At 63.3% G+C, this 24351-nt stretch carries 27 protein-coding genes; 20 read left to right on the top strand and 7 right to left on the bottom strand.

Annotated elements, in window-relative coordinates:
• Nucleotides 1–5 precede the first annotated feature (5 nt).
• Complete coding sequence (locus ACQR1W_RS34350) at nucleotides 6–662, bottom strand: TetR/AcrR family transcriptional regulator (protein ID WP_434854916.1); 657 nt, start codon at nucleotides 660–662, stop codon at nucleotides 6–8.
• Nucleotides 663–849: 187 nt separating this feature from the next.
• Between ACQR1W_RS34350 and ACQR1W_RS34345 the strand changes: the two genes are divergently transcribed.
• Nucleotides 850–1278 carry a CHRD domain-containing protein gene (locus ACQR1W_RS34345; RefSeq protein WP_434854915.1) on the top strand — a complete coding sequence of 143 codons (429 nt, stop codon included), beginning with the start codon at nucleotides 850–852 and terminating at the stop codon, nucleotides 1276–1278.
• A gap of 21 nt (nucleotides 1279–1299) precedes the next feature.
• Here the strand turns inward: ACQR1W_RS34345 and ACQR1W_RS34340 are convergent, their stop codons facing one another.
• Complete coding sequence (locus ACQR1W_RS34340) at nucleotides 1300–2895, bottom strand: EAL domain-containing protein (protein WP_434854914.1); 1596 nt, start codon at nucleotides 2893–2895, stop codon at nucleotides 1300–1302.
• A gap of 396 nt (nucleotides 2896–3291) precedes the next feature.
• On the opposite strand from ACQR1W_RS34340, the gene ACQR1W_RS34335 reads away from it, so the two are divergent.
• The 5 genes from ACQR1W_RS34335 to ACQR1W_RS34315 all read left to right on the top strand — a co-directional run bounded on the left by ACQR1W_RS34335 (nucleotide 3292) and on the right by ACQR1W_RS34315 (nucleotide 7138).
• On the top strand, nucleotides 3292–3594 hold the full coding sequence (locus ACQR1W_RS34335; RefSeq protein ID WP_035981007.1) for a PepSY domain-containing protein: 303 nt from the start codon (nucleotides 3292–3294) through the stop codon (nucleotides 3592–3594).
• A complete protein-coding gene (locus tag ACQR1W_RS34330) occupies nucleotides 3594–4259 on the top strand; it encodes a response regulator transcription factor (protein WP_434854913.1) in 666 nt (221 codons plus the stop codon). The genes ACQR1W_RS34335 and ACQR1W_RS34330 overlap by 1 nt, the downstream gene beginning before the upstream one ends.
• Complete coding sequence (locus tag ACQR1W_RS34325; RefSeq protein ID WP_434854912.1) at nucleotides 4256–5659, top strand: sensor histidine kinase; 1404 nt, start codon at nucleotides 4256–4258, stop codon at nucleotides 5657–5659. The genes ACQR1W_RS34330 and ACQR1W_RS34325 overlap by 4 nt, the downstream gene beginning before the upstream one ends.
• 153 nt (nucleotides 5660–5812) lie before the next feature.
• A complete protein-coding gene (locus ACQR1W_RS34320) occupies nucleotides 5813–6388 on the top strand; it encodes a cytochrome b (RefSeq protein ID WP_434854911.1) in 576 nt (191 codons plus the stop codon).
• Between the two features lie 54 nt (nucleotides 6389–6442).
• Nucleotides 6443–7138, top strand: coding sequence for a VIT1/CCC1 transporter family protein (locus ACQR1W_RS34315; protein ID WP_434854910.1), 696 nt, complete (start codon nucleotides 6443–6445; stop codon nucleotides 7136–7138).
• A 41-nt stretch (nucleotides 7139–7179) separates the two neighbouring features.
• Here the strand turns inward: ACQR1W_RS34315 and ACQR1W_RS34310 are convergent, their stop codons facing one another.
• The 3 genes from ACQR1W_RS34310 to ACQR1W_RS34300 are packed head-to-tail and all read right to left on the bottom strand — an operon-like array spanning nucleotide 7180 to nucleotide 10118.
• Nucleotides 7180–8367 carry an MFS transporter gene (locus tag ACQR1W_RS34310; RefSeq protein ID WP_434854909.1) on the bottom strand — a complete coding sequence of 396 codons (1188 nt, stop codon included), beginning with the start codon at nucleotides 8365–8367 and terminating at the stop codon, nucleotides 7180–7182.
• Nucleotides 8368–8382: 15 nt separating this feature from the next.
• Complete coding sequence (locus ACQR1W_RS34305) at nucleotides 8383–9753, bottom strand: NAD(P)-binding domain-containing protein (protein WP_434854908.1); 1371 nt, start codon at nucleotides 9751–9753, stop codon at nucleotides 8383–8385.
• 47 nt (nucleotides 9754–9800) lie between these two features.
• Nucleotides 9801–10118 carry an ArsR/SmtB family transcription factor gene (locus ACQR1W_RS34300; RefSeq protein WP_008968071.1) on the bottom strand — a complete coding sequence of 106 codons (318 nt, stop codon included), beginning with the start codon at nucleotides 10116–10118 and terminating at the stop codon, nucleotides 9801–9803.
• Nucleotides 10119–10391: 273 nt separating this feature from the next.
• Here ACQR1W_RS34300 and ACQR1W_RS34295 point away from each other — a divergent pair, with 273 nt between their 5' ends.
• The 6 genes from ACQR1W_RS34295 to arsC all read left to right on the top strand — a co-directional run bounded on the left by ACQR1W_RS34295 (nucleotide 10392) and on the right by arsC (nucleotide 14495).
• The gene (locus tag ACQR1W_RS34295; RefSeq protein ID WP_434854907.1) at nucleotides 10392–11624 is read left to right on the top strand and encodes a molybdopterin-dependent oxidoreductase; all 1233 of its coding nucleotides are present in this window, start codon (nucleotides 10392–10394) and stop codon (nucleotides 11622–11624) included.
• Nucleotides 11625–11634: 10 nt separating this feature from the next.
• On the top strand, nucleotides 11635–11979 hold the full coding sequence (locus ACQR1W_RS34290; protein ID WP_434854906.1) for a cytochrome c: 345 nt from the start codon (nucleotides 11635–11637) through the stop codon (nucleotides 11977–11979).
• Between the two features lie 176 nt (nucleotides 11980–12155).
• Nucleotides 12156–12518, top strand: a complete 363-nt coding sequence (locus tag ACQR1W_RS34285) for an ArsR/SmtB family transcription factor (protein ID WP_434855103.1) — start codon at nucleotides 12156–12158, stop codon at nucleotides 12516–12518.
• Nucleotides 12511–13038, top strand: a complete 528-nt coding sequence (locus ACQR1W_RS34280; RefSeq protein ID WP_434854905.1) for an arsenate reductase ArsC — start codon at nucleotides 12511–12513, stop codon at nucleotides 13036–13038. Before ACQR1W_RS34285 ends, ACQR1W_RS34280 begins: the two co-directional genes overlap by 8 nt.
• A 3-nt stretch (nucleotides 13039–13041) precedes the next feature.
• A complete protein-coding gene (gene arsB / locus ACQR1W_RS34275; protein WP_434854904.1) occupies nucleotides 13042–14097 on the top strand; it encodes an ACR3 family arsenite efflux transporter in 1056 nt (351 codons plus the stop codon).
• Nucleotides 14094–14495 carry an arsenate reductase (glutaredoxin) gene (arsC, locus tag ACQR1W_RS34270; protein ID WP_434854903.1) on the top strand — a complete coding sequence of 134 codons (402 nt, stop codon included), beginning with the start codon at nucleotides 14094–14096 and terminating at the stop codon, nucleotides 14493–14495. The genes arsB and arsC overlap by 4 nt, the downstream gene beginning before the upstream one ends.
• A 437-nt stretch (nucleotides 14496–14932) precedes the next feature.
• Here the strand turns inward: arsC and ACQR1W_RS34265 are convergent, their stop codons facing one another.
• Nucleotides 14933–15631: a CerR family C-terminal domain-containing protein gene (locus tag ACQR1W_RS34265; RefSeq protein WP_434854902.1), complete on the bottom strand. Its 699-nt coding sequence runs from the start codon at nucleotides 15629–15631 to the stop codon at nucleotides 14933–14935.
• Between the two features lie 117 nt (nucleotides 15632–15748).
• Between ACQR1W_RS34265 and ACQR1W_RS34260 the strand changes: the two genes are divergently transcribed.
• The 5 genes from ACQR1W_RS34260 to ACQR1W_RS34240 all read left to right on the top strand — a co-directional run bounded on the left by ACQR1W_RS34260 (nucleotide 15749) and on the right by ACQR1W_RS34240 (nucleotide 20903).
• Nucleotides 15749–16891, top strand: a complete 1143-nt coding sequence (locus tag ACQR1W_RS34260) for an HlyD family secretion protein (protein WP_434854901.1) — start codon at nucleotides 15749–15751, stop codon at nucleotides 16889–16891.
• The gene (locus ACQR1W_RS34255; RefSeq protein WP_434854900.1) at nucleotides 16888–18486 is read left to right on the top strand and encodes a DHA2 family efflux MFS transporter permease subunit; all 1599 of its coding nucleotides are present in this window, start codon (nucleotides 16888–16890) and stop codon (nucleotides 18484–18486) included. The genes ACQR1W_RS34260 and ACQR1W_RS34255 overlap by 4 nt, the downstream gene beginning before the upstream one ends.
• Before the next feature lie 168 nt (nucleotides 18487–18654).
• Nucleotides 18655–19125, top strand: a complete 471-nt coding sequence (locus ACQR1W_RS34250; protein ID WP_434854899.1) for a Crp/Fnr family transcriptional regulator — start codon at nucleotides 18655–18657, stop codon at nucleotides 19123–19125.
• Between the two features lie 443 nt (nucleotides 19126–19568).
• Nucleotides 19569–19982 (top strand): GFA family protein, encoded by a 414-nt coding sequence (locus ACQR1W_RS34245; protein WP_434854898.1) that lies wholly within the window; start codon nucleotides 19569–19571, stop codon nucleotides 19980–19982.
• Between the two features lie 321 nt (nucleotides 19983–20303).
• Nucleotides 20304–20903: a TVP38/TMEM64 family protein gene (locus tag ACQR1W_RS34240; protein ID WP_434854897.1), complete on the top strand. Its 600-nt coding sequence runs from the start codon at nucleotides 20304–20306 to the stop codon at nucleotides 20901–20903.
• Between the two features lie 738 nt (nucleotides 20904–21641).
• Here the strand turns inward: ACQR1W_RS34240 and ACQR1W_RS34235 are convergent.
• Complete coding sequence (locus tag ACQR1W_RS34235; protein ID WP_434854896.1) at nucleotides 21642–22289, bottom strand: hypothetical protein; 648 nt, start codon at nucleotides 22287–22289, stop codon at nucleotides 21642–21644.
• Nucleotides 22290–22790: 501 nt separating this feature from the next.
• On the opposite strand from ACQR1W_RS34235, the gene ACQR1W_RS34230 reads away from it, so the two are divergent.
• From ACQR1W_RS34230 to ACQR1W_RS34220, 3 genes are all read left to right on the top strand, one after another.
• Complete coding sequence (locus tag ACQR1W_RS34230) at nucleotides 22791–23072, top strand: hypothetical protein (protein ID WP_434854895.1); 282 nt, start codon at nucleotides 22791–22793, stop codon at nucleotides 23070–23072.
• 34 nt (nucleotides 23073–23106) lie between these two features.
• Nucleotides 23107–23340, top strand: coding sequence for a hypothetical protein (locus tag ACQR1W_RS34225; protein ID WP_434854894.1), 234 nt, complete (start codon nucleotides 23107–23109; stop codon nucleotides 23338–23340).
• A gap of 735 nt (nucleotides 23341–24075) precedes the next feature.
• The gene (locus ACQR1W_RS34220) at nucleotides 24076–24351 is read left to right on the top strand and encodes a DUF3606 domain-containing protein (RefSeq protein WP_434854893.1); all 276 of its coding nucleotides are present in this window, start codon (nucleotides 24076–24078) and stop codon (nucleotides 24349–24351) included.

Here is a 24351-nt window from a genome sequence, read left to right as displayed (position 1 = left end):
TCGGCTCAGGTCGTCGCGTCCAGGAAGAAATCGACCCGCTTCTCGACGTGATCGGGCACTTCCTTCTTCAACGTGCGAAGTTCCTCGCCGAGCAGACAACGGATGAACATCGGGAACAGGATCATATCGATGAAGATCCGCGCGGTATCCTCGATCCGGTCGGGGCTGAACCGGCCCTCACCGGCGAGGTCCTCCGCCTGCGCGAGCTCGCCTATGATCTTGGTCAGGTTGCACGTCGCCCGCTTGCGCGCCTTGTCGCTGATCTCGCGCGTCAGCTCCGGAAAACGCGGGCTTTCGGCGATGGCGGTGCGCATCAGGCCGACGGTCTCCTCGGCGAAGGCCCGTTCGATCAGGGCAATTCCGACGCTGATCAGCTTGGCGCGAAGGCTGCGGCCCTCGGGGACAAGGTTGTCGTACTGCGTATTCCGCGCCGCCTGCCGGCCGATCACAGCCGCAAACAACGCCGCCTTGTTGGGAAACCGCGCGTAGATCGTCGGCTTGCCGGCCCGCGCCTGCTGGGCGATCTCGTCGACGCTGGCGCCTTCGAAGCCTTCCGCGAGAAAAATCTTCTTCGCCGCGTCCAGGATGCGCTCTTCGACTTCGCCGGCCCGCTCCAGGGGAGGCCTACCGACCTTGCCGCGCGCGATCTTGGAAGCAACCATTCGAACTACCATGTCGTTGTCAACGAGGACGCGAAGCCTGCACTTGCCTCTGTTTGGCACAGGGGCCGCGAGTCTTCAATCAGTACAACCGGTAGAAGTGTTTGTTGGTCGTTGCTTATTCCCCGGAATATCAGCTTGCATCCGGTGTTCACCGATTCCAGACTGCGGCGAACGATAAGGGGGAAACATGCGTCGGACACTCGAATATCTGGCCTTGGTCGGTGTTGTCGCTGCGATGCTGTCGCCGCAAGCGCACGCCGAAACGATCGTGCTGCGATCTGAGCTCAAGGCCTCGAACGAAGTTCCTCCGAACGCCAGCACGGCGACCGGAACGGCCGAGGCGAAATTCGACACGGTGACCAAGACCCTCACCTGGGAGGTCAACTATTCCGGCCTGAGCGGCCCGGCGCTCGGGGCGCATTTCCACGGACCGAGCGAGGCCGGCAAGAATGCCGGTATCGCCCTGCCGTTCAAATCCGTCACGAGTCCGATCACCGGATCGGCCGTTCTCACCGATGGGCAGGCTGCCGATCTGCTCGCTGGCAAATGGTACGCCAACATTCACACTGCGGCCAATCCCGGCGGTGAGATCCGCGGTCAAATGATCAAGGAATGATCGCGCTCGCGGCTGCACGTCTCAGGCGGCCAGTTCCGGCGACGCCTTCGGGGCCTCGCCGGAGCATGCGCGGCGCAGTTCCAGGAAATCCTTGAAACGCCCCATCGGCAGCGGCGGCGAGACCAGATAGCCCTGGCCCTCTTCGACGCCGCAAGCGATCAGCGCATCGACCTGCTCCTGGTGTTCGATGCCTTCGGCGACGACGCCCATGTCGAGCTCGCCGGCCAGTGCCACCAGCATCTGGACCACCACGACAGCTGATTGGTCGCGCGTGATCGCGTCGACGAAAAATTTGTCGATCTTGATGATGCGGGCGCCGAGCCGCTGGATCGCCGAGAGGCCGCTGTGGCCGATCCCAACGTCGTCCAACGCGACGCGGAAGCCGAACTCGCTGAGTTCCTTGACGACCGCCGTTGCCTTGTTCAGGTCTGCGAGCTCTTCACGTTCGGTGACCTCGAGCACCACCTGCCGCGTCGAGACCGTGGCGGCCGCGACGACTTGGCGCATCCGGTCGACGAAGCCGTCACTCAGCAACTGGCGCGGCGTGATGTTGACCGACAGCTTGAACCGCTTGTCCCGCTTCAACTCCGGCTGGAGCTCGCGCAACGCCAAAGAGAGAATCTGCCAGGTGAGCTTCTCGATTCGCCCGCTGCTTTCGGCCAGCGGAATGAAGCTCATCGGCGGCACGGTCCTGCCATCCGCTTTTTCCCATCGCGCGAGAATCTCGCTGCCGACGATGTCTCCGGTCTTCAAGTTGAAAGTCGGCTGCAGATACGGCTTGAACTCGTGCGCCGAAAGCCCGCGATCGAGCTCGGTGACCGGGTCGAGTGGCCGGCTGAGATAGCTCGCGAGCAGAAGGCCGAACAGGATGCCGAGCACGCCGGCGGCAACCATGGTCGGCAGATAGGCGCCGCCCTGCCGCGTGCTCAAGGCTGAAGGGTTCACATGGATGATGGCGCGCAGCGGATAGCGGTCGGAGACGCTGGTGAATGAGATGGTGTCGGACAGTTCGCTTTGCGCGCCGTTCGGCTGATAGCCCGCGATGGGCTGCCCGTCGAGCAAAGCGAGCGTCACGTCGCTCTGTGCACGCAGCCGGATCGGCATGATGTCGAGCTGATTGGCATCGATCCGCAGGATAGCCGCGAGCGACTGTTGCGCGTTGACGTCGCGCAGCACGCCGAGCGCCGCGCCGGTGAATTGTTCGACCCGAAACAGCCGCAGCATGCGGTCGGCGGATTCGAGCATATCATCGCGCTTGGCCCAGCCATTGTCGAACTCGAGCGTTTCGGAATAGGCCGAGCAGATCACTGAACCGTCGCGGTCAACCGCACGGATGTCCTTTACGGCGCTGCCTTGATACACCTGCAAACGCAGTTTCTGCAGCGCGCCGGCGCTGCAATCCATCACGCCTCTCTCGGCCATCTGGGTCAGCATCGCCCCCGCATAGTCGATGGCGGCTTCGCTGCGGCGGAGCGCCACCTTGCTGAGATCGCTCAGTTGCCGTGAGATCTGGTCGCGGGTCAGGGCGGTCAGCGCCAGATCGGTACAGATCAGAAAGGCGGCGAGCGAAGTCGCCACCGCCGCGATACGGATCACGTATTTTCGCTGCGAGCTCATGAACCCGGCAGTCCTCCCCGCAAAATTGCGGGCATCGTGCGGTGCAATCTTTCAAGATTCCGTATATCTGTTCTGCACAATCGGAACGGCTCGGTCTCCCGGACGGTTAACGAAGTCACAAGCTGTGCGGCATGGACACCACGGCCATGTTCGCCGGCACCGTCACCTCTCACACAGCGATCTTATGCTCGATCTCGGGGGGGCTGCGTTTGCGTCGCAATTCCGCCGCTGCGCGACCAGGACGCGCATTCGCCGAGATGGGTGCCAAAGGGGGAGCAAATGTTGGCGAAGGGAATGCCAAACCGATTGATCTCTGTCAGCGACCTGTCAGCTGGTATTTGGCATTATTCGATCTTGGCTGGGATGACCATGCGCCGTTATTGTTTCTCATTCCTCGTGCGCGTCACGCTGGCTGCGCTGCTCGTGCTTGCGAGCTTGGCGGCCACGGCGGCGCGCGAGGACGATCGGGAGCGCCGCGACGCAGTGCGCCGAGCCGTCGAGTCCGGCGATGCCTTGCCGTTGTCGCAAATCCTGCCGAAGCTGCGCGGCCGGGTGGCCGGCGACATCACCGGCGTCGATGTCGAGCGCGAGCACGGTCGATGGCACTATGAATTCCGGGTGATCGCCCGCGACGGTCGCGTGCTCGACGTGCATGTCGATGCGCACAGCGGCGAGATCGAGCGGATCGAGGAAAAGTAATGCGCGTGCTGCTGGTCGAGGACGATCCGCGGCTGGCGTCGGATGTGGCGCGGACGCTGCAGGCTGCCGGCTACCTGGTCGAAACCGTCGCTGACGGCGAGGAGGCCTGGTTTCGCGGCGATACCGAAGATTATGGCGCGGTCATCCTTGATCTCGGCCTGCCTGGAATGGATGGGCTTGCGGTGCTCAAGCGCTGGCGCAGCGTCGGCCGGCAGATGCCGGTGCTGATCCTGACCGCGCGGGCGAGCTGGGCCGAGCGCGTCGACGGCATCGATGCCGGCGCCGACGATTATCTGCCAAAACCCTTCCGCAACGAAGAGCTGCTCGCGCGACTGCGCGCGATCGTGCGCCGCTCCTCCGGTCACGCCTCGTCCGTGCTGACCTCGGGCGATCTGGAGCTGGACGAGCGCCAGATGAGGGTCACTCTGCGCGGTGTTCCGGTGGCGCTGTCGCAGCTCGAATACCGCTTGGTCGCTTATCTGCTGCGGCACAATGGCCGCGTCGTGCCCCAGCATGAGCTCGAGGAGAATGTCTATGGGCTCGGGCACGAGCACGACTCCAACGCGCTGGAGGTGTTGGTCCGCCGGGTCCGCAAGAAGCTTGGCACCGACATCATCGAGACCCGGCGTGGCTTCGGCTACATGATCCAGGGGGCATCGGAATGAGATGGGGCTCGCTGCGGCTACGGCTGGTAGCGGCGGGCACCGTGGCCATCCTGCTGGCGCTTGGCGTCGCCGGCGCCGGCCTGGTCGTGCTGTTCCAGCGCCATGTCGCGCGCACGCTGGCCGCTGATCTCGACGTTCATCTGCGGCAATTGCTGAGTGGCCTCGAGGTGTCGCGTGAGGGCCAGATCATCGTTGCTCGGCCGCCGGCGGATCCCCGCTTTAGCGAGCCGCTGTCCGGCCTCTATTGGCAGGTGAGCGATGATCGCGGCCAGCTGTTGCGCTCGCGGTCGCTCTGGGACACCACCCTGGATCTGCCGCTGGACGAGCCCGGGCCGAGCGAAGTGCACCAGCATGAGATCGCCGGGCCCGGCGAGGCCCGTGTGCTGGTGGCCGAGCGCAGCATTGTGATGAATCCCGACAGCCGCATCCGGGTTCGTGCCGCGATCGCCTCGGATCTGGCGCGCGCGACCGACGCGGTCCGTGCCTTCGCCAAGGACCTGTCGATCGCGCTCGCCGTGCTCGCGCTGGTGCTGGCGCTGGCGACCTCCGTTCAGGTGGGCCTCGGCCTTCGTCCCTTGGCCTCGCTCCAACGCGGCATTGCCGAGATCCGCGCCGGGAAACGGCGGCATCTTCCGGTCGCGGTGCCGACGGAGGTCGCGCCGTTGGTCGAGGAAGTCAATGCGCTGCTCGATGCGCAGGAGCGTGAAATCGTGCGCTCGCGCAGCCGCGCCGCCGATCTCGCCCATGGCTTCAAGACGCCGCTCGCGGCGCTGGCTGCCGATGCCGCGCGCCTGAAAGAGCTCGGCGAGATGAAGCTCGCGGAGAATGTCGAAGCGGTGGCCGACGCGATGAGCCGCCAGGTCGATCGTGAGCTCGCGCTGGCCCGCCTGCGTGGGAAGGCGCGGACGGGCGGCAGTTCCACGACCGAGTTGAAGCCGCTGCTCGCCTCGCTGGTCACGACACTGGCGCGGACGCCGGCCGGCGCACGTATCGCCTTTGACATTCGTGTACATGACGACGTGATGATTGCGATCGACCGCACCGATCTCGCCGAGGTGCTCGGCAACCTGCTCGAGAATGCCGCGCGTCATGCCGAGAGCGCGGTGCGGATCACGGCAACGGCGAACCCATTGGCCGTCATCGTCGAGGATGATGGAAAAGGAATCCCGGAGCAGCAGATCGCCCGCGTGCTGGAGCGCGGTGGCCGGCTCGATCAGCAAGCGCCGGGCAGCGGACTTGGGCTCGCGATCGTGCAGGACGTGCTCGAAGCCTATGGATGGCAGCTTCGGATCGGCCGCTCCGAACTCGGCGGCGCCCGCGTGCAGATCGCGCCTGCCGCCATGCGCAGCTCGCGTCACGCCGGGCAAGCCGAGGCAGCCCAGCAACCCCCGTCATCCTGACAATCCTCATCCTGACAATTCGCTGACATCGCCCGTCAGCCGGGCGGCGCAGGGCGTGCGCTATCACGCAAATGCATCGAGTCGTGCACTCTTGAGCTACGTCATGATGGGCACGGGCTGATGCATCATGATCGGTCGCAAGGAGGCTTGGCCATGCGCATGCGAAACTCCTCCAAGAGCTATGGCGCAGTCGCGATTGCGTTGCATTGGATCGTCGTCCTGGTGGTGCTGGGGGCTTGGTTCACCGGCCGACTCGGTGATGCATTGCCGCGCGACTCGCACGAGCTCGGCCTGTTCTTTCACATTTCCTTCGGCCTCGCGCTCTTCAGCATCGCGCTGGCGCGCTTTGGCTGGCGCATTGCCGATCCGCCGCCGGCGCCCGAGCCGAGCAAATTCGGCGGCAAAGTGGGCTCCAAACTGGGAACTTGGGCCGGCCGCGCCAGCGAGCTCGTTCACCTCACCATCTACGCGCTGATGTTCGCGATTCCCGTGTTCGGCATCATGACGCAATTGGCGCGGGGCTATCCGCTGCCGGTGTTCGGCCTGTTGGACATTCCATCGCCCTGGACCGGCGATCGCGCCTTCACGCATGACATGAAGGAACTGCATGAGCTGCTCGCCAACCTCCTGATGGTCCTGATCGTATTGCACGCGGGCGCAGCGCTGGTGCATCATTACGTGCTGCACGATCGTACCTTGCTTCGGATGGTGCCGGGGGCGCAGTCCTGATCTGCGTTCCTCAGGCAGGTGACCTCGTCGGCAAATTGTGAGTTGGAGGTTTGCATGCCTGCGACGCCGCATATCGAAAAGCACTTCACCGCCTCCGAGACCGTGCGCGACGTCGTGATCGGCATGGCCGACGGGTTGACGGTCCCGTTTGCGCTCGCGGCCGGCCTCTCGGCCGCGGTGGCCAGCACCGACGTGATCGTGACCGCCGGCCTCGCCGAGGTCGTCGCCGGCGCGATCGCGATGGGGCTCGGCGGCTATCTTGCGGCCCGCACCGACGCCGAACACTACGCGGCGGAAGAGCAGCGGGAATATGACGAGGTCGATCAGCTCCGCAGCCGCGAGATTGCCGAAGTCGCGACGATCTTCCGGGACTACGGCCTGGAGGGCGAGACCTTGACGTCGGTGGTCAACGCCGTTGCCGCCGACCGCAGGCGCTGGGTCGATTTCATGATGCGCTTCGAGCTCGGCCTCGAACGTCCGGATCCGAAGCGCGCGCCGATCAGCGCCGTGACCATCGGCGGCTCCTATGTCGTCGGCGGATTGATACCGTTGATCCCCTATATGCTGGTCCACGACATCGCCACCGCGCTACCGATTTCAGTGGTCTCGACCGGCTTTGCCTTGCTGGTGTTCGGCGCGATCAAGGGTCAGTTCACCGGCGTCAGCAAGATCAAGTCGTCGCTGCAGACGCTGCTGGTCGGCGGCCTCGCCGCGGGCGCGGCATTCTGGCTCGCACATCTGTTCGGGTGAGCGGCCGCTGAGGCGATCTGGTGCAGACGGCGCAGCGGGTTTCAAGCCGCCTCATTGGCCCGCGCCTTGCTGACATTCTCTGCTGCACGCGAGGCTGGAAGCAGCAGCAGCGCGGCCAGCGCCGACAGGCTGAGGCCAGCGGTGATGATCAGGACCCAGGGGCCGAGCACGTCGATCAACAGCCCGAAGGCGAGCGGCGCCAGCGCCTGACTGATGCGCGATGGTGCGCCAAGTAGTCCGAGCCGATAGGCGTAGTTGTCAGGACCGAAAATCGCGAGCGGCAGGGTGCCGCGCGCGATTGTCAGGATGCCGTTGCCGGCGCCGTGCAGCAGCGCAAAGGCTGCGGCCGCGCCGCCGCCGAACAGGCCGATGGCGCAGGCGCCGATCGGATGGGTGATGCAGGCGAGCCGCGCCGAGGCCAGCGGATGAAAGCGGGCGAGGAAGCCGGCTTCGAGCACGCGCGCGGCCACTTGGGCGGGGCCGATCATCATGCCCGCGACAATCGCCTGCGACGGTGTTGCTCCGAACGCCTCGACGATTCGGGGCAGGTGCGCCGCCATCGCGGCGGTCACCGTCCAGGCGGCGGCCACAGCAAACGACAGCAGCAGCATCGGGCGGTCGAATGGAATATGCGGCTTGGTCGCGAGCTGGTCCGCCGCAACCGGCTGCGTCGCGCGCGGCAGCGACAGGTCCAGCGGCAGGCCGATCACGAGCTGTGCCAGCGCCCAGGCATAGCAGGTGTCGCGCCAGCCGATCGTCTCCAGCCCTAACGAGCTCAGCGGCCAGCCGATCGTGCTGGCGAAGCCCGCGAACAGCGTGATGCCGGTGATCGCGCCGCGCGCGTCGCGGCCATAGATGCGCCCGAGCGCGCCGAACGCTGCATCGTACAGCCCAAGCCCCATGCCGATCCCGAGCAGGAGCCAGGCGAGCGCCATCGTCCACAGCGAATGCGACGCGCCGAGCAAAGCGAGGCCGACGGCGAGCACGAGATTGGAGGCGCAGAGCACCTGCCGCCCGCCGACGCGGTCGATCTGCCGGCCGATCCGTGGGCCGAGCAGGCCGGAGATCACCAGCGATGCGGAGAAGGCCGCGAAGAACCAGTTGCGGGACAGGCCGAGATCATGCGCGATCGGATCGGCGAGGATGGCGGGCAGGTAGTAGCTCGAAGCCCAGGCCAGCGTCTGGGCCGTTCCCAGCGCGATCACAACGCCCAGTCGTCTGGCCTGCATTCTTTGAGATCTCCGTCATGAACATCCGCAGCCGGATTTACCGGCCGCCTTCGCCATCGCGTCGTCAGCACAGCAGCTGTCTACGCGCGCAGGCACCGGGCCGCCACAGCAGCCGGGCAGGGCAGCAATGCTCTCCACACCCCCGCGCGTGCAGACGCCGGTCTCCGGCAGCACGAGTTCGACCCTGGCGGCGGCGTCCTTGTCGCCCGCGATATCGGCCGCGATCGAGCGCACCTGCTCATAGCCCGTCGTCATCAGGAAGGTCGGCGCGCGGCCGTAGCTTTTCATGCCCGCGAGATAGAAGCCGGGCTCGTCGACTTGCGCGAGTTCGCGGGCACCATGCGGGCGCACCGTGCCGCAGGAATGCTCGTTGGGATCGATCAGCGGCGCCAGCATGACGGGCGCTTCGATCGCCGGATCGAGCCGCAGCCGCAGCTCGCTGAGGGCGGACAGATCCGGCCGGAAGCCGGTCGCGACGATCAGCTCATCGGCGATCACCTGGCGACGCGCCGAAGCGGCGCCGGCGCTGATATGCAGGCGACCGCTTGCATCGGCGATCTGCGTCACGCCGAAATCGGTCTCCACCTGGATTTGTCCGGACCGGACCAGCGCGGCAAATGCCATGCCGAGCTCGCCGCGTGCGGCGAGCTGGTCGTTGCTGCCGCCGCCGAACGCCTTTGCTGGGTCATGGCCGCGCAACAGCCAGATCGGCTGCGTGCCCGGTGCGTCCTTTGCCAGTTCGACCAGATCGACCAAGGTGCCGATTGCGGAGTGACCGGCGCCGAGCACCGCGATCGTCTTGCCGGCATAGCGGCTGCGCTGACTGCCGCGTACGTCCGGCATCGCATAGGCGATGCGGTCGGCGTGGGCCTGTTCGCCGAGCGCGGGCAGACCATTGCCGCCGGCAGGGTTGGGAGTGAACCAGGTGCCGGAGACGTCGATCACGGCATCGGCCTGCAGCGTCTCCTCGCCCTTGCCGTTGCGATATCTGACCTCGAACGGGGCCTGCGCGCGACCTCTGGATTTTACCTTGTCGAACCCGACCCGGCTGATCGCGGTGACCCGGCTGTCGGTGCGGATGACGCCGGACAGCTCGGTCTTGGTCGCAAGCGGCCGGAGATAGTCTTCGATCAGTTCGCGCCCGGTCGGATACACGTCGGGATCGGGTGAATTCCAGCCGACGGCGGCGAGCAGCCGCCCCGCCGCCTTGTCGACGTTATATTGCCATGGCGAGAACAGCTGCACATGCTGCCATTGGCGCACTGCGTGCGCTGCTGCCGGTCCGGCTTCCAGCACGATCGGCGTCAGGCCGCGATCGAGCACATGCGCTGCCGCCGCAAGCCCGACAGGCCCCGCGCCGATGATCGCGACCGTCTTGTCTGGCATCACATTCTCCTATCCTTCTAGGATGATCGAATTAAAGGGCGAAAAGGTCATGCTGCGCTCTTGGCGTTTCCACATCCGGCTTCGTCCGCGCAGCATTCGGCCACCAGGAAGTCCACGAGGCCCTGCATCGTCCCGTACTCGGCATGGCACACCAGTGTGGTGCCCTCGCGCTGCTGCGAGATCAGCCCGACCGAGACCAGGGTCTTAATGTGATGCGACAGGGTCGAGGCGGGGATCTTGAGCCGCTCCTGCAGCCGCCCGACCGGCATGCCAGCATGACCGGCGCGCACCAGCGCCCGGTAGATCTTCAACCGGGTGGTGTTGCCAAGGGCTTCCAGGCGGGCGGCGACGTCGTCGAGCTTCATGGGCGGATGATGGGCTTGCAAACTGCCTATGTCAAACGGTATTTCTAGAAAAATCGAAACGGTATTTCTAGAAAAAACGAAATAATCCCCCGTTACGCCTGCACGCTCATGCGGACCGATCAGCTTTGGAGATTTTGCGCGCGTTCTAGACCGGCCCTGCTGATCCCGTTCGGACTGGGCGATCGGATCGATCAGTCTCGGCGATGGAATAGTTTTGGATGCCGGGCGTTTTGTCCCTTGAGGCACGAAGCGAACATTCAGGAGGAAGTGTCCATGTCCGTTCAGTATCACCCACCGATGCTCAAGACTCGCCGCCAGTTCATGAGCGGCGTCGGCGCGGTCGGGCTCGCCCTGGTTGCGGCGCCGGCCCTTGCCGACGAGATTGTCGACCTCGACCTGCCTGGCGGCGGGGGCGAACGCAGCCTGACCACCGCCTTTCCGCAAAAAGGCAGGATGATCCTGCAGCGTACGCGGCCGCCGCTGCTCGAAACTCCGTTCGAGGTGTTCGATCAGGGCGTGCTGACGCCGAACGACAGGTTCTTCGTCCGCTGGCATTGGGCCAACATTCCCACCGCGATCGACGCGGTGGCGTTCCGCCTCAAGGTTCGCGGCGAGGTCAACACCAGCCTGAGCCTGTCATTGGAAGACCTGCTGGCGATGCCGTCCCATGAGATCGTGGCGGTGAACCAATGCTCGGGCAATTCGCGCGGTCTGTTCCAGCCGCGTGTCGCCGGCGCGCAGTGGCGGCACGGCGCGATGGGCAATGCCCGATGGACCGGGGTGCGGCTGAAGGACGTGCTCGACCGTGCCGGCGTCAAAGCGGGCGCGGTGGCAGTCCGCTTCAACGGGCTCGATGAGCAGGTCGTCCCCGAGGCGCCCGATTTCATGAAGTCGATCGGCGTCGATCACGCCCGGGACGGGGACGTGATGATCGCCTATGCGATGAATGGCGAGCAGCTGCCGCTGCTCAACGGCTTTCCGCTGCGGCTCATCGTGCCCGGCTGGTACTCGACCTATTGGGTCAAGATGCTGAACGACATCGAGGTGCTGGCCCAGCCGGACGACGGCTTCTGGATGACCAAGGCGTATCTTATTCCAGACACGCCATTCGCGGCCGTGAAGCCCGGTGAGAGCGGCTACAAGTCCGTTCCGATCAATCGCATGCTGCCGCGCTCGTTCGTCACCAACCGCCGCGACGGTGATCAGGTGACAGCGGGTGCACCGCTCGAATTGCGAGGGATCGCCTTTGGCGGCGACGCCGGCGTGCGCAGCGTCGAGATCTCGGCGGACGATGGCGCATCATGGCAGTCCACAACGCTCGGCAAGGACGAAGGCAAATACAGTTTTCGCCGCTGGACGGCATCAATCACCCCGGGGAAGGGGCCGCATCGGATCATGGCCCGCTGCACCAGCGAGAAGGGCGACCTGCAGCCCACGGAGACCTACTGGAACGGCTCGGGCTTCATGCGCAACGTGATCGAAACCATCCGCATCGACGCCGTCTGAGGAGCAAACCATGTCGAAGTCCTTCATCATCACCATGGTCGTGCCGGCCGCAATTCTGGGCGTGGTGTCATCCACCGATGCGGCCGCGCCGGGGATCGCGTTCAAGTCGGTGACGGTCGACCTGCCGTTTGGAGACGCCACATTCCCGGGCGGCGCGAGCGCAGATGCGATCAACAACAACTGCCTGGCCTGCCATTCGGCCGACATGGTGCTGCGACAGCCGCCGATGTCGCGCAACGCCTGGGCTGCCGTGGTCGACAAGATGCGGAACGCCTACAAGGCCCCGGTGGCGGACGCCGATGTCGCACCGATCGTCGACTATCTCGTGCACACGAAAGGGACCGGGCACGACTAGCGCTGGTTCCGGCTGCCTGCATCCGAATCGCCCGCAGCGGCGTTGATGTGAGTGTCCGGGCGGCGCGCCGGCGCAACTCTTGGCTCGTGACGGGCGCATGATGAACTCTTGGCTCGATGCGGGAGAACCGCATGCGACAGGTTGACATTGGTCGATATATCGATAATTCTGGATATATGGAAAACGAGGAAGCCGTCCTGGCATTGGCCGCGCTGGCGCAGCCCACGCGCCTGCAGGCCTTTCGCACCCTGGTGCAGCATGAACCCGACGGGCTGCCGGCGGGCGAGCTGGCACGCCTGCTCGAGGTGCCGCAGAACACGTTGTCGGCGCATCTTTCGGTGCTTGCGCGCGCCGATCTCGTCACCTCGGAGCGGCGCAGCCGCTCGATCGTCTATCGCGCCAATCTCGCAGAATTCCAGAAGGTCGCGCTGTTTCTGCTGCAGGACTGCTGCGCCGGCCGGCCGGAGATCTGCGCGCCCGTGATCGAGAGCCTGCAGCCTTGCTGCCCGCCGAAGCGAAAGGAGAGAAGCCGTGCCTGAGCATGTCTACAATGTCCTGTTTCTCTGCACCGGCAACTCGGCCCGCTCGATCCTTGCGGAATCGATCCTGATGAAGGATGGGGCCGACCGCTTCCGAGCGTTTTCTGCGGGGAGTGCGCCGAAAGGGGCGGTGCATCCCTTAGCATTGCACACTCTCAAGAGCCTGGATTACCCGACCGATGGCTTGCGCTCGAAGAGCTGGCTGGAGTTCGCCGCTCCTGATGCGCCGGTGATGGATTTCGTTTTTACCGTCTGTGACAATGCAGCGGGCGAGGACTGTCCCATCTGGCCCGGTCAACCGATGACGGCACATTGGGGGATTGAGGATCCCGCCGAGACCCACGGTACCGAATTGGAAAAGCAGGCGGCCTTTGTGACCGCGTTTCGCTATCTCAAGAACCGGATCGGGACCTTCGTGAGTCTACCGCTGAGGAGCATCGACAGGCTCGCGCTCGGAACCAAGCTGCGCGAGATCGGACGTTCTGAAGGCGCGACTTCTGCCCGACACGACGTGGCCTGAAGCATGAGCATCTTCGAACGCTACCTCACCCTTTGGGTCGCACTCTGCATCGTCGCAGGTGTCGCGCTGGGACACGTCATGCCCGGATTTTTCGGGGCGGTTGCAGCTGCCGAGATTGCCAAGGTCAATCTGCCGGTTGCGGTCTTGATCTGGCTCATGATCGTGCCGATGCTGCTCAAGATCGATTTCGGGGCGCTGGGCCAGGTGCGCGAACATTGGCGGGGCGTCGGTGTTACGCTGTTTATCAACTGGGCCGTCAAGCCATTCTCGATGGCGCTGCTCGGTTCCTTCTTCATTGGCCATGTCTTCGCGCCATTGCTCCCGTCCGGGCAGATCTCCTCCTACATCGCCGGCCTGATCCTGCTTGCGGCAGCGCCCTGCACCGCGATGGTGTTCGTGTGGTCCAATCTGTGCGAGGGCGAGCCTCATTATACGCTGAGCCAGGTTGCGCTGAATGACGTCATCATGGTGTTTCTGTTCGCGCCGCTGGTGGGCCTTCTGCTCGGCGTCGCGTCGATCACCGTTCCTTGGGACACGCTGCTGCTCTCGGTCGTTCTGTACATCGTGGTGCCCGTCGCGGTTGCGCAGGTCTGGCGGGGCACGCTGCTACGTAAGGGCCGCGGCGTCTTCGACGGCGTCATGCGGATGCTGCAGCCGCTGTCTCTTGTTGCCTTGCTGGCGACGTTGGTGCTCCTGTTTGGGTTCCAAGGTGAGCAGATCGTCAGGCAGCCGGCTGTCATCGCGATCCTTGCCGTGCCGATCCTCATTCAGGTTTACCTCAATGCAGGCCTTGCATATTGGCTGAGCCGTCGTTTCGGTGTCGCGTGGTGTGTGGCGGCACCGGCCGCGCTGATCGGTGCGAGCAATTTCTTCGAGCTCGCGGTTGCCGCTGCGATCAGCCTGTTTGGTCTCGACTCCGGCGCGGCGCTTGCAACCGTCGTCGGCGTTCTGGTCGAGGTGCCGGTGATGCTTTCGGTCGTTCGCATCGTCAAGGCGACGAGAGCTTGGTACGAAGCCGGAGCGGCTGAGTCGAGACCCGCAGTGGAGGCGCGGCAATGAGCGTGACGATCTATCACAACCCCGATTGCGGCACCTCGCGCAACACGCTGGCGATGATAAGGCAGAGCGGGGGCGAGCCGGTCATCATCGAATATCTGAAGGCGCCGCCGACGGCGGAGCGGTTGCGCGAACTGATCGCGGCGATGGGCATTCCGGTCCGCGCGCTGCTGCGCGAGAAGGGCACGCCGTTCAAGGAACTCGGCCTCGACGATCCCAAATGGACCGACGACGAGCTGATCGCGTTCATGATGCAGCACCCGATCCTGATCAACCGGCCGATCGTGGTGACGCCGAAAGGCGTGCGGCTCTGCCGGCCGTCGGAGCAGGTGATCGATCTCCTGGACCATCCGGTCGGCAGATTCGTAAAAGAGGACGGCGAGGTCGTCGAGGCGCGCTGAGCGCGGCCGATCGGGCTATCGGTTCAGCTTATAACAGTGCCCGCCGCCTCGATGCTTGACCCGCTCGCGACATGCATCCAGCGTCGAAAATGAGCAGTCAGGTTGTCCCGCGGCTTTCGCTCCTCGGAGCTGGGCACAGAACACCGCAGCATCGGCCGAGTCCCGAGGATAGAGAACGAAGCTCATCGTCAGAAGCATCATGGCGCCGAGCGCGATGGTTGAGCGCGTCATGTCAATCCTCCCCGTGAGCTTTTCGGCAGCAAGCCTGTAGGCTCTCGTATCCGGCGTTCGCTGCGGGCCTTCCATTGGTAAAAACCCGCCATTCTCGATCGCAAGAGTCCGTGGTTGGGGATTGATGCTTCTGAGCGCGGCCGCGCATATGCGGATCGCCGATGGTCTGTCCGGAGCGCGGATGGGCGAGCTTGCCGTGCCTGGGATCAAGCTCGCTTGGACTTGCAGGCCTTCAAGAGCAAGGTCGTCTGCCTGCGTATGATCTGCTTGAGCGTCGTCAGCCGATCGCCCGTGATCTCGTCATAGCCCAGCAGAGCCTTGAAATGCTCCCGGGCGAAATGGAACGCGAACAGCTGGCCGGTGATGGTCATTGACGTCATTCGGATTTCGTTTTCCGACATGGCGCCGTTCGACAGGCGCGCGATGATCTTGCCGCAGCGCTCCTGCAGCCGGGGTCCCGTTGCCTTCGAGAGGTCCTTCTTAGTGAGGGTGGATTTGGTCGGCATGATCCGGCGCGCGATGAAGAGCGCGCGGCTCGATGCGTCAGCAGATCCGAACAGAAAATCCGTCAGACCGTCGAGGGCCGAGCAATAGGCATCGATGATCTTGTCATCGCTTGCATCGGCGTCCAGCAGCCCGTCGAGGATCTCCAGCGCGGGGCCGACGGCCTTCATTGCAGCGATCTGGATGTCCTCGATGCAGGCGGCATAGAGGCCTTCCTTGCTCTCGAAGTAATATTGCAAGGACGGCGCCGGCACGCCGGCCTGCGCCGCGATGTCCCGCGTCGAGACGCCGTCGAAGCCGCGTTCGCCGAACAGCGCCAGCGCGGTCCGGATGATCCGCGCCCGCGTCTCCTCGCCCCGCGCGTAACCGCTGTCCGTCTTGCGCCGTCTCAAGCCCGTCATTGCCGATGTCTCCTTGGCCTCCGTCTTAGCACGGCCGTAAATTTATTCCAGTTGACATAATTATTCCAATTGGCATAAATATTCCAACTGGAATAAATTTCCTGGAAAGGCCTGGTCATGAGCGTCGCGGTCGTGAACAAAGTCGGTGGCGACACCGTCGGCGGTGCCGAGACCGGCGCGGCGGCGGTTTTGCGCAAGCGCAGCCGGACCCGTATCCTGCTCGGCGCGATTGCTTTCCTTGCGCTTGCATGTGGCGTCGTCTACGGCCGTTACTGGTATCTGGTCGGGCGCTTCATCGAGAGCACCAACAACGCCTATCTGCGGGCCGACCAGGTCGCGATGGCGCCACGCGTCTCCGGACAGGTCTCCGAGATCTATGTGAGTGACAATGAGGAGGTCGCGGCAGGGCAGGCGCTGCTGAAGATCGATCCGCGACGCTACGAGATGACCGAGCGGCAGGCCAAAGCGACCGTCGAGGCGCGCGAGGCTGACGTGGCCAAGGCCGAGGCCGACCTGCGGCAGCAGGACGCCGTGATCGCGCAAGGCGAGGCGGATGTGAAAACCGCTGAGGCCAATTCCGACCTGGCGGAAAAGGAATTCGAACGCGCGGCGGTGCTGGCCACCCGCGGATTCGCGACGCAGCAGAAGAACGAGCAGACCGAGAGCGCGCTCGCCCAGGCGCGCTCCACCGTCAACCTGAAACAGGCCGTGCTCGACGCGGCGCGCCAGCAGATCGCGACATTGAAGGCGCAGCTGGCGCAGGCCGAGGCGCAGCTGGCCGCAGCAAAGGAAAATCTCAGCCAGGCCGAGATCGACCTGAACGACACCGTGCTGCGCAGCCCGATCGCCGGCCGGGTCGGTGACCGCACCGTGCAGCTCGGCCAGTTTGCGCAGCCGGGCACGCGGCTGCTGACGATCGTACCGACGGACCAGATGTATCTGGTGGCCAATTTCAAGGAGACGCAGCTGCAGAACATGCGTCCGGGCCAGCCGGCCGAGATCCGCGTCGACGCCTATCCGGATCTGGCCTTGACCGGAACGGTCGACAGTTTCTCGCCCGGCACCGGCGCCCAGTTCGCGCTGCTGCCGCCCGAGAATGCCACCGGCAACTTCACCAAAATCGTCCAGCGCGTGCCGGTCCGCATTCGCGTCAATGCGCCTGAGAAGGCCGCGCCGGCCTTTGTCCCCGGCCTGTCGGTCGAGGTCTCCGTCAACACCAGGCCGGGGGACGCCGTCCATACTGCGCGAGCCGGAACATGAGCGCCGCGAGCGACACCGTGCCGCTCCGAACCGGCGCGGCGGGATCGACACCGGCGGGCGATACCGCAAGCGCCGTCGATTGGATCGCGGTGGTCGCCGGCGCGCTGGGCGCCCTGATGGCGACCCTCGACACCTCCATCACCAACACGGCGCTTCCGCAAATCCAGGGCGAGGTCGGCGCCAGCGGCACCGAGGGCACCTGGATCGGCACCGGCTATCTGGTCGCCGAGGTCGTCATGATCCCGCTGACGGCCTGGCTCACGCGGCTATTGGGCCTGCGCCGGCTGCTGTTGATCACGACGATCGCGTTCGTGCTGTTCTCGATGCTTTGCGGGGTGTCCGACGGACTGCTGCAGATGATCATCGGCCGCGCAGGCCAGGGCTTTTTCGGCGGCGCTCTCATCCCGACGGCGCAGGTCATCATCCGCACCCGGCTGCCGCAGCGTCAGATGGCCGTCGGCATGAGCATCTTCGGCGTGATCGTGCTGCTCGGCCCCGTCATCGGGCCTGTCATCGGCGGCTATCTCGCCGAAGAGGCGAGCTGGCGCTGGTGCTTCTTCCTCAACCTGCCGGTCGGCATCGCGCTGGTGACGCTTCTGGTTCTTGGACTTCCGGAGGAGAAGGCCAAGCTCGATCTTCTGGCCAAAGCGGATTGGCTCGGGATCGCCGGCATGGCGATCGCTTTCGCCTGTCTGACTGTCGTGCTCGAGGAGGGGCAGCGGGAGCGCTGGTTCGAATCCTCCGTCATCGTTGATCTCTGCCTGGTGTCGCTGCTCGGCTTCGTCGCGATGGCCGTCGCGCAGACAACGAGTCCGGACCCGGTCATCAAGCTTGCGCTGTTGCGCAACGGCGCATTCGCCAGCGCCACCTTCATCACGCTCGTGGTCGGCGCCGCCGTCTACGGCACGACATTCGTGGTGCCGCAGTTCCTCAGCAGCATCGCCGGCTACAATCCGCGACAGGCGGGCGGCATCATGGCGCTCGCGGCGATCCCCGTCTTTGTCCTCATTCCCGTGCTGCCGCGCATCATCGGCCGGTTCGACACCCGCCTGATGGTGGCGCTCGGCCTGTTGTGTTTCGCTGCAAGCTGCTTTGCCGACATCCATCTCAGTCCCGACAGCGCTGGCGGCGATTTCACGCTGTCGCAGCTGATGCGCGGGGTCGGCCAGATCCTGGCCGCGATGCCGCTCAATCAGGCCTCGATGGCGGCGATCGGCCGGGAGAATGCCGCCGACGGCGCCGGCATCTACAGCATGGCCCGCAATCTCGGTGGCTCGATCGGTCTGGCCCTGTGCGGTGTCTTCATCGATCACCGGAGCGCGGTGCATTCCGATACGATCCGCGAGGCGGTGACGGCGAACTCCCTGATAGGGCAGGCCCGGCTCGCCGCCGATGGGCTGAGCCAGGGCATCGATCAAGCGACGGCGCGGCTGCGGGCGATCGCGCAGCTCTCCAGCCTGATCGAGAAGCAGGCGCTGGTGATGACCTACAGCGACTGCTTCTGGCTGCTGGGCATTCTTCTGCTTGCGATCATCCCGATCGTGCTGCTGCTGCGATCGCCGAAGCCGGGCGCCGCGATGGCGGCAGCGCATTAGAGCATGACGCGGAGAAGTGGAAACCGCTTTCCGAAATCATCATGCTCAAACGAGAGATGAGATCATGATCCGATTCCCTCTCATCGGATCACGATCCAGGACACGCGCGGCAGGTCGCCCTGGCGGGACACTCGCTTGCCGCCGATGAGCGTGGCGGTATACTCGGCCATGGCTGTCAGCTCGCCCGATCTGAAAGCATTCCTGCTCGCCACACCTTTTTTCGGCGGCCTTTCCGATGCGAGCCTCGATCTCCTGGCCTCGATGCTGGTCGAGCGCCGGTTCGACGCTGGCAGCACGATCGTGTCAGAAGGCGAGCCGGGCCGTTCGATGTTCGTCGTTCACACTGGCACGCTCGTGGTCGACAAGCGCAGGGATTCCGGCGCCTTCATTCACATGGCGAAGCTTGAGCCGGGCGATTTCTTTGGCGAGATGACGCTGATCGAAATGCAGAACCGATCGGCCACCGTCATCGCCGAGAGTCCGACCGTGCTGTACGAGCTCACGGCCCGATGTCTGTACGCGTACTACAAGGCCGACATCCACGCCTATGTGATCGTCATGCAGAACATCAACCGCGAGCTTTGCCGGCGGCTTCGCCGCGCCAACAATCGGATTGCGGAGCTGCTGCGTGCGAGCTGAAGTGCCTCGGCAAGGTGGCTCAGTGGCACCCGGCCAGGGCTCAACCAGTTGTGCGTCTGGTCGTCGGTATACTCATAAACCCGGCAGCGTGATGCGGCGAAGGTGACGTCCGCTTTGCCTTTAGCGACCAAATTTGTGCGGCAGCGCAATATGTTGCGATCGGCAATTAGCGGAAAGGCTCGCATCGAGCAAAATCGATCCGCTTTCCTCACAGGGCAGAAGTAACCGCGACGCCTTACTCGGGATCCACGGCCAAGACCAAAAGGTGACAGACGACCATTCGGATTGTTTTGTCTTGCCGCAGTCTTCCGAAAGAGGATATCTTGTTACGTGACGCATGCGACCCTTGCTTCGGTCGCGCGGCCCTTGCTCCTCCGGTCCAGCCTGCGTCTCATCCCCCACATTCCGATGTAACTTCACCGAGAAAGACGGGAGACGATCACATGGCTATTGCCCAATGCATTTGCGGCGCTCTTTCACTGAAGTTGCGAGAAACGTCAAAGCTGATTGTCGCGTGTCACTGTCTCGCTTGCCAGCGACGAACCGGTTCGCCATTCGGCCTCGGCGTTTTCCATGCGATTGACACCGTCGAGATCTCGGGAACGGCTACGGAGTTCGTTCACGTCGGCGACAGCGGCCGTAAGGTGCGATGCTATTTTTGTCCAACATGCGGCTCGACGGTCTATTGGAAGCCCGACGGCTCGCCGTCTCTCATCGGCGTCGCGGTTGGCGCGCTGGGCGACCCTGGCTTTCCGGCTCCCGCCTTTTCGGTATTCGAGCGGTCGAAGCATCATTGGGTCCATGTTGATGAGGCAGTTGAGCATTTCCAGAAAAGCGGGCTGCAAAAAGGTGCCTAAGCGTCGTGACGGCCGGCCTTCCTTCAGAAGCGGACGCTCGGTCCGAACACGCCGATCGGCTGCATCGCGTCGAAAGCGAAGAAGCGGCGGTCTCAGGCTCCCGGCACGCTGGTCCGAATTGCGCCTGAGAGCGCACATCCTCGGCGCCGCCGGAAAGGACCGGAATGGGGCCATAAGCGGCCTCTCAACCCTCGAAGCCACCAAACTTTCGGTTGATCCTGCTTGCGCACCTTGTTGAAGGTGCCCTTCAGAACGTAAAGAGTTCCCCGAAAAAAGCGCGTGCATGATCTAGGTTGCAAAAGAAGCTCAAGGTGGGCCGCAGTGACGACGACGCTCGTAGAGTTAATCACCGCACTACAAAGCGCTCCGCTCATTGGCATGGGCGCGCTGATCGTCGCACTCGTAATAGGATCGCTAGTGTTCGTTCCTCGACCTCCGTTGTGTATCGCCGGCGGACTCATGCTGGGATTTGCGGCAATACCGATTGCGGCCCTCGCTGCGACAGCAGGCGCGATTCTGGGGTTCTTGACGTCCCGCCATCTGCTGCGTTCGCGCTTCGCCCGGGCGGTCCAACGCCGGCCCGTGTGGCAGGCGGCGGTCGAAGCGACCAACCATGAAGGATGGCGTCTGATCGTGTTGCTGCGTCTGGCGTCGCCGATCCCTGGAACCATAACAAATTATCTGTTCGGCCTGTCGCGAATCGGTCTGTTTCCGTATACGGCCGCCACTTTTTTCGGCCAACTGCCGCAGATTGTGATCTTCGTCTACATGGGTGCTGTCGGGCGATCGGCGCTCAACGACCGCGGACACTCGGTCGTCAATTTAACGATGCTGATATTAGGACTCGGTCTGACCGGATTCGCCGTCGCGCGTGTCGTGCGACGGGCGAGAATCCTGCTTGCTCAGCATCAAACCGCCTGAGTGCAGACAACATCGCCGTGAAATCCTTCGGCGTCCGGAATGGTCAGAAGCGGCTGTCTTGGGCTGGCGGCGCGCTGGTCCGAATTGCGCCTGGAAAGCGGACATCGCCGGGTGATCGGCGGATAGCGCCTTGGGCTTTGAGGTGACGTCGCTGGCTTGGCCCGATAGGGAGAGGCCGCCATCTTAGGCGGCAGCGCGGTAATGGACAGTACGAGGTGCGGAAGATGCCAACTTGGCTGATCATCCTTCAAGGAAGCTGGATTGCTGGCTTTATTGTCTTGGGTACTTTGACGTGGCTTCTCGGCGCGGAAATGTACGTGAATTTGCGGCCGGGGGTCCGCAGATGGAAGTCGATGCTGCTTAGAAGGACGCCCGCTCCTGAAGAGCTTAATGACAGAGGGCGAATGCTCAGGCGACAATATTTTCGCCTCCTGTGGATCTTTTTCGCTTTTTCATCGGCGGAGGCCTGGCAATCCAGTTCGCCAAGTCCGCCGCTCATTAACTGTTCTAATTTGATGATGCGAGTGTTCCAATAGGGAAGCACCCAACTGCCTGTCCAAACAGATCAGGAGACGAAATTTCCAGACCTGCCGTTTCGAGCCGTCTTCGGTTGGATGTCCTTTGGGGTTCAAAAGCGGCATTCCGACTCGCCAAGCGAGAATGTCCGGTTGCGCCCCCGCGCTGACCTCATCCGGTCCGGCTAGGTGGGCCGGAATGGGCCACAACCGCACTTTAAGTTCACCGTCTTACCTTTGGCTTGGGAGGATTGCATCTCGCAACTGCATTCTCTTCGGCGCGCCTTGCGATATCAGGCCAAATCCGAATGCTCAATTTCCGGGCGACGATGAGCGACAGGGGCAGTATTGCTAGGATAATTGCGACCAGCGAGCTTGACTGGGTCAGGCCAAATCTTTCCATAAGGTATCGCGGCAAATAAAGGATGCACGGGAAGAAAATCAGAATTGCGATGAGGAATATCGCGATCTTGATATGTTGCTCTTCCCACGAGATGTTGTGGCTTGCGCCCGGGTGATAATCGCACCACCAAAGGGTCGGCTTTATCTTTTCATCCGGCAGAAACACTTCGCCTCCGACTCTGTCCGCCGCTGCCTGATCACCTTTCTGGATTGTGTTAGGGAACAGCGCTGTTGTTAGGCCACGAAGGTTTGGCACTGTAGCCAATAGCGCGATCCCGAATGACACACTCAATGTCAGATCAAAGCTGAACCTCAGCGGAGAAATGCACCCTGCGAACACCACACTTAGGAACAGGCAGGCAACCAAACATGTCACGCAAAACGTGGCGGCTGCGCGGCGCTCGTCGCTTGACCAATGGGGAATAGAGGACACCCTGAGCCACCACCACTTGGACCATTGGTTCGGCATCGAGAAATCCCGAGTTAGTTGCGCAATATAGGCAGTAAAAAGCTACTCTCGGACAGGTTGATGTGCAGTGAACGACAACCAAGAAATGCCGAACAATCCAACGTCTGCTCCGGGCCCAAAAGCTGCCCTGTAGGCTATGGAATGATGACCAACCAAGCCCCGTTAGCGGACGTCTTGGGCGCTGACCAGAAGGTCTCCAACGAGCCAAAACCGGAAGTCGTGCACGTTCTGCAATCTCTTGTTCCGGGGAACACACGCACCTTCATAAATGCGCCTCTCGAGGCAGTTCTTGGCCCGACGTGAAACATCCACCGCGAGACCCGTTACCCTCATCACGTCGCTTATTGCAGCGCCGACATCGCTCGTCCGCAAACAGCTTGCGGCGCAGCGACGGAACAGCACTACGCGTGAGCAATTGGCGGAACGAAACGGCTCATCAGTCTTTCTCTGCCTTGGGGAGAGCCCCACAGAGGAGAGCTCCGCAATGTCGGGGAGATGCCCATGACTTCTCAGGCCATAGAAGGCGCATGTGCGTTCGCTTGGCGCAACTACTTGCTGCTCCACAGCGGTATCAGCGAGAACGATAGCCGGCGTTCCGCTATCTACCGATACGTCACCAATCTTTGTGATGCCGGCGATTACGACTTCGATCTCTTGCAAATCGCGGCAGTCGCTTACTTGAAAAGTTTGGACGAATTTCATGACGATCGGGCTGCGAGGCTCGCGGCGGATCGCGCTTTGGCCGAGCACTTAGAAACGCGTAGTGCATCACGAGACGCTTAGCTTTACACAGAACACCACAGAAGGAGCGAACAGCATGGCAGACAAGACCTCCAGCGCTCACCGCTTCGCGCACGACCAACAAGGGCGCGTAACCCCGGCGACAGCAATCGGCATGAATGCTCTGAAGTCAATTATGCGCCTTCAGGTCTCCATGCTGAGGATGTGGGCCAATGGTATCGAGAGGTTAGCGGGCAACTACGAAAAGGGAGTGGAAGAGACTGCGACCATTGTCGAGAAACGGTCAGACAAGGAAGCACCGTATAGTTGACGCGAATAGTCGGGAGGAGTTCGGGGCTCGACTGAGGATGAGATGTCCTCTGATTTGGCACAGCAGGATCTGCTCGTCCCAAGATGGTGTCATTGGCGTCATTTCGAGATCTCCGCCAGCTCGGTGATTTGCCCGCCGGGCACTTTGCGCAAAAACCTGTCCAGCCCTCTCGCGAAAAATATTCCTGTTTCGTATTTTCGTAAATCGTGCATACTCCACGCATCCCGCTTCTCTCAGGAGGGACGTATCGCGATCGTCACGAACGTTGAAGCGGGATGCGATGGGCTCATCGGGTTGCAGCATGATCTAATCATGCGGACGAACGATCCGGTGTGCACGGCGAAGTCGTGTGGTCCTGGCCTCCCGGTGCTGAGGTCTGCGCAACGCGCAAGCGTTGTCGCGACGCGATGATGTTTTGCATCACGCGGACGGGGGCAAGAAAGCCGGTCCCCGGGGAGATCACGTATAAGCCGTAAAGCCGTCGCGCAGGGGATGCCGGGCTGTCTCGGCTGTACCTGTGGTAACTGCCGCCTGCTTTTCTTCTGCAGGCGGGCCATGGGCGCGGCCAGCGCCCGGCATTCCCTGCGCCCTCTGCCTGATGAGAGGGCAAATTCGCCAAAATGCCTCGGGCCCATGGCGCCGCGAGAGCGACGACGCACGTCTTTGCGGTGGTTCTGCCCGCGGCGGGAACCAATGGTCGGAGCGGCGGTTAGGTACATAGCAGGAGGAACCCCTATGCGTCGTCCCAAAATCCAGCCGATCCGCAACAAGCTCGATCTCACCGACCGCGTCCAGGTCCGCATTGTCACACGGCGGCTCGGGCTGTCGCAGGCGGAATTGACCGAGATCGTCGGCCGGATCGGCAATTCGATCGCAGCTATTTCCAAGGAAGTGCATTCGCAGCGCAGCGGCAGGCTGGCCCCGGCTGCGGAGGTGCCGCCAGCGGCCGTCATCGCTTCGGTCGCCGAGACCAGCGCCGATGTCGGCGCGATGCCGGAGACGTTACCCTAA

Source organism: Bradyrhizobium sp. HKCCYLS1011 (assembly GCF_051167795.1).
Taxonomy (GTDB): domain Bacteria; phylum Pseudomonadota; class Alphaproteobacteria; order Rhizobiales; family Xanthobacteraceae; genus Bradyrhizobium.
The sequence above is the reverse complement of the archived record's forward strand: the minus strand, read 5'-3'. Positions and strand labels throughout refer to the sequence as shown.

Excerpts from the sequence above, each read along its gene's own strand:
- ACQR1W_RS34350 (WP_434854916.1), bottom strand. The coding sequence starts at position 662 with ATGGTTGCTTCCAAGATCGCGCGCGGCAAGGTCGGTAGGCCTCCCCTG.
- ACQR1W_RS34345 (WP_434854915.1), top strand. The coding sequence starts at position 850 with ATGCGTCGGACACTCGAATATCTGGCCTTGGTCGGTGTTGTCGCTGCG.
- ACQR1W_RS34340 (WP_434854914.1), bottom strand. The coding sequence starts at position 2,895 with ATGAGCTCGCAGCGAAAATACGTGATCCGTATCGCGGCGGTGGCGACT.
- ACQR1W_RS34330 (WP_434854913.1), top strand. The coding sequence starts at position 3,594 with ATGCGCGTGCTGCTGGTCGAGGACGATCCGCGGCTGGCGTCGGATGTG.
- ACQR1W_RS34325 (WP_434854912.1), top strand. The coding sequence starts at position 4,256 with ATGAGATGGGGCTCGCTGCGGCTACGGCTGGTAGCGGCGGGCACCGTG.
- ACQR1W_RS34320 (WP_434854911.1), top strand. The coding sequence starts at position 5,813 with ATGCGCATGCGAAACTCCTCCAAGAGCTATGGCGCAGTCGCGATTGCG.
- ACQR1W_RS34315 (WP_434854910.1), top strand. The coding sequence starts at position 6,443 with ATGCCTGCGACGCCGCATATCGAAAAGCACTTCACCGCCTCCGAGACC.
- ACQR1W_RS34310 (WP_434854909.1), bottom strand. The coding sequence starts at position 8,367 with ATGCAGGCCAGACGACTGGGCGTTGTGATCGCGCTGGGAACGGCCCAG.
- ACQR1W_RS34305 (WP_434854908.1), bottom strand. The coding sequence starts at position 9,753 with ATGCCAGACAAGACGGTCGCGATCATCGGCGCGGGGCCTGTCGGGCTT.
- ACQR1W_RS34300 (WP_008968071.1), bottom strand. The coding sequence starts at position 10,118 with ATGAAGCTCGACGACGTCGCCGCCCGCCTGGAAGCCCTTGGCAACACC.
- ACQR1W_RS34295 (WP_434854907.1), top strand. The coding sequence starts at position 10,392 with ATGTCCGTTCAGTATCACCCACCGATGCTCAAGACTCGCCGCCAGTTC.
- ACQR1W_RS34290 (WP_434854906.1), top strand. The coding sequence starts at position 11,635 with ATGTCGAAGTCCTTCATCATCACCATGGTCGTGCCGGCCGCAATTCTG.
- ACQR1W_RS34285 (WP_434855103.1), top strand. The coding sequence starts at position 12,156 with ATGGAAAACGAGGAAGCCGTCCTGGCATTGGCCGCGCTGGCGCAGCCC.
- arsB (WP_434854904.1), top strand. The coding sequence starts at position 13,042 with ATGAGCATCTTCGAACGCTACCTCACCCTTTGGGTCGCACTCTGCATC.
- arsC (WP_434854903.1), top strand. The coding sequence starts at position 14,094 with ATGAGCGTGACGATCTATCACAACCCCGATTGCGGCACCTCGCGCAAC.
- ACQR1W_RS34265 (WP_434854902.1), bottom strand. The coding sequence starts at position 15,631 with ATGACGGGCTTGAGACGGCGCAAGACGGACAGCGGTTACGCGCGGGGC.
- ACQR1W_RS34260 (WP_434854901.1), top strand. The coding sequence starts at position 15,749 with ATGAGCGTCGCGGTCGTGAACAAAGTCGGTGGCGACACCGTCGGCGGT.
- ACQR1W_RS34255 (WP_434854900.1), top strand. The coding sequence starts at position 16,888 with ATGAGCGCCGCGAGCGACACCGTGCCGCTCCGAACCGGCGCGGCGGGA.
- ACQR1W_RS34250 (WP_434854899.1), top strand. The coding sequence starts at position 18,655 with ATGGCTGTCAGCTCGCCCGATCTGAAAGCATTCCTGCTCGCCACACCT.
- ACQR1W_RS34245 (WP_434854898.1), top strand. The coding sequence starts at position 19,569 with ATGGCTATTGCCCAATGCATTTGCGGCGCTCTTTCACTGAAGTTGCGA.
- ACQR1W_RS34235 (WP_434854896.1), bottom strand. The coding sequence starts at position 22,289 with ATGCCGAACCAATGGTCCAAGTGGTGGTGGCTCAGGGTGTCCTCTATT.
- ACQR1W_RS34230 (WP_434854895.1), top strand. The coding sequence starts at position 22,791 with ATGACTTCTCAGGCCATAGAAGGCGCATGTGCGTTCGCTTGGCGCAAC.
- ACQR1W_RS34225 (WP_434854894.1), top strand. The coding sequence starts at position 23,107 with ATGGCAGACAAGACCTCCAGCGCTCACCGCTTCGCGCACGACCAACAA.
- ACQR1W_RS34220 (WP_434854893.1), top strand. The coding sequence starts at position 24,076 with ATGCGTCGTCCCAAAATCCAGCCGATCCGCAACAAGCTCGATCTCACC.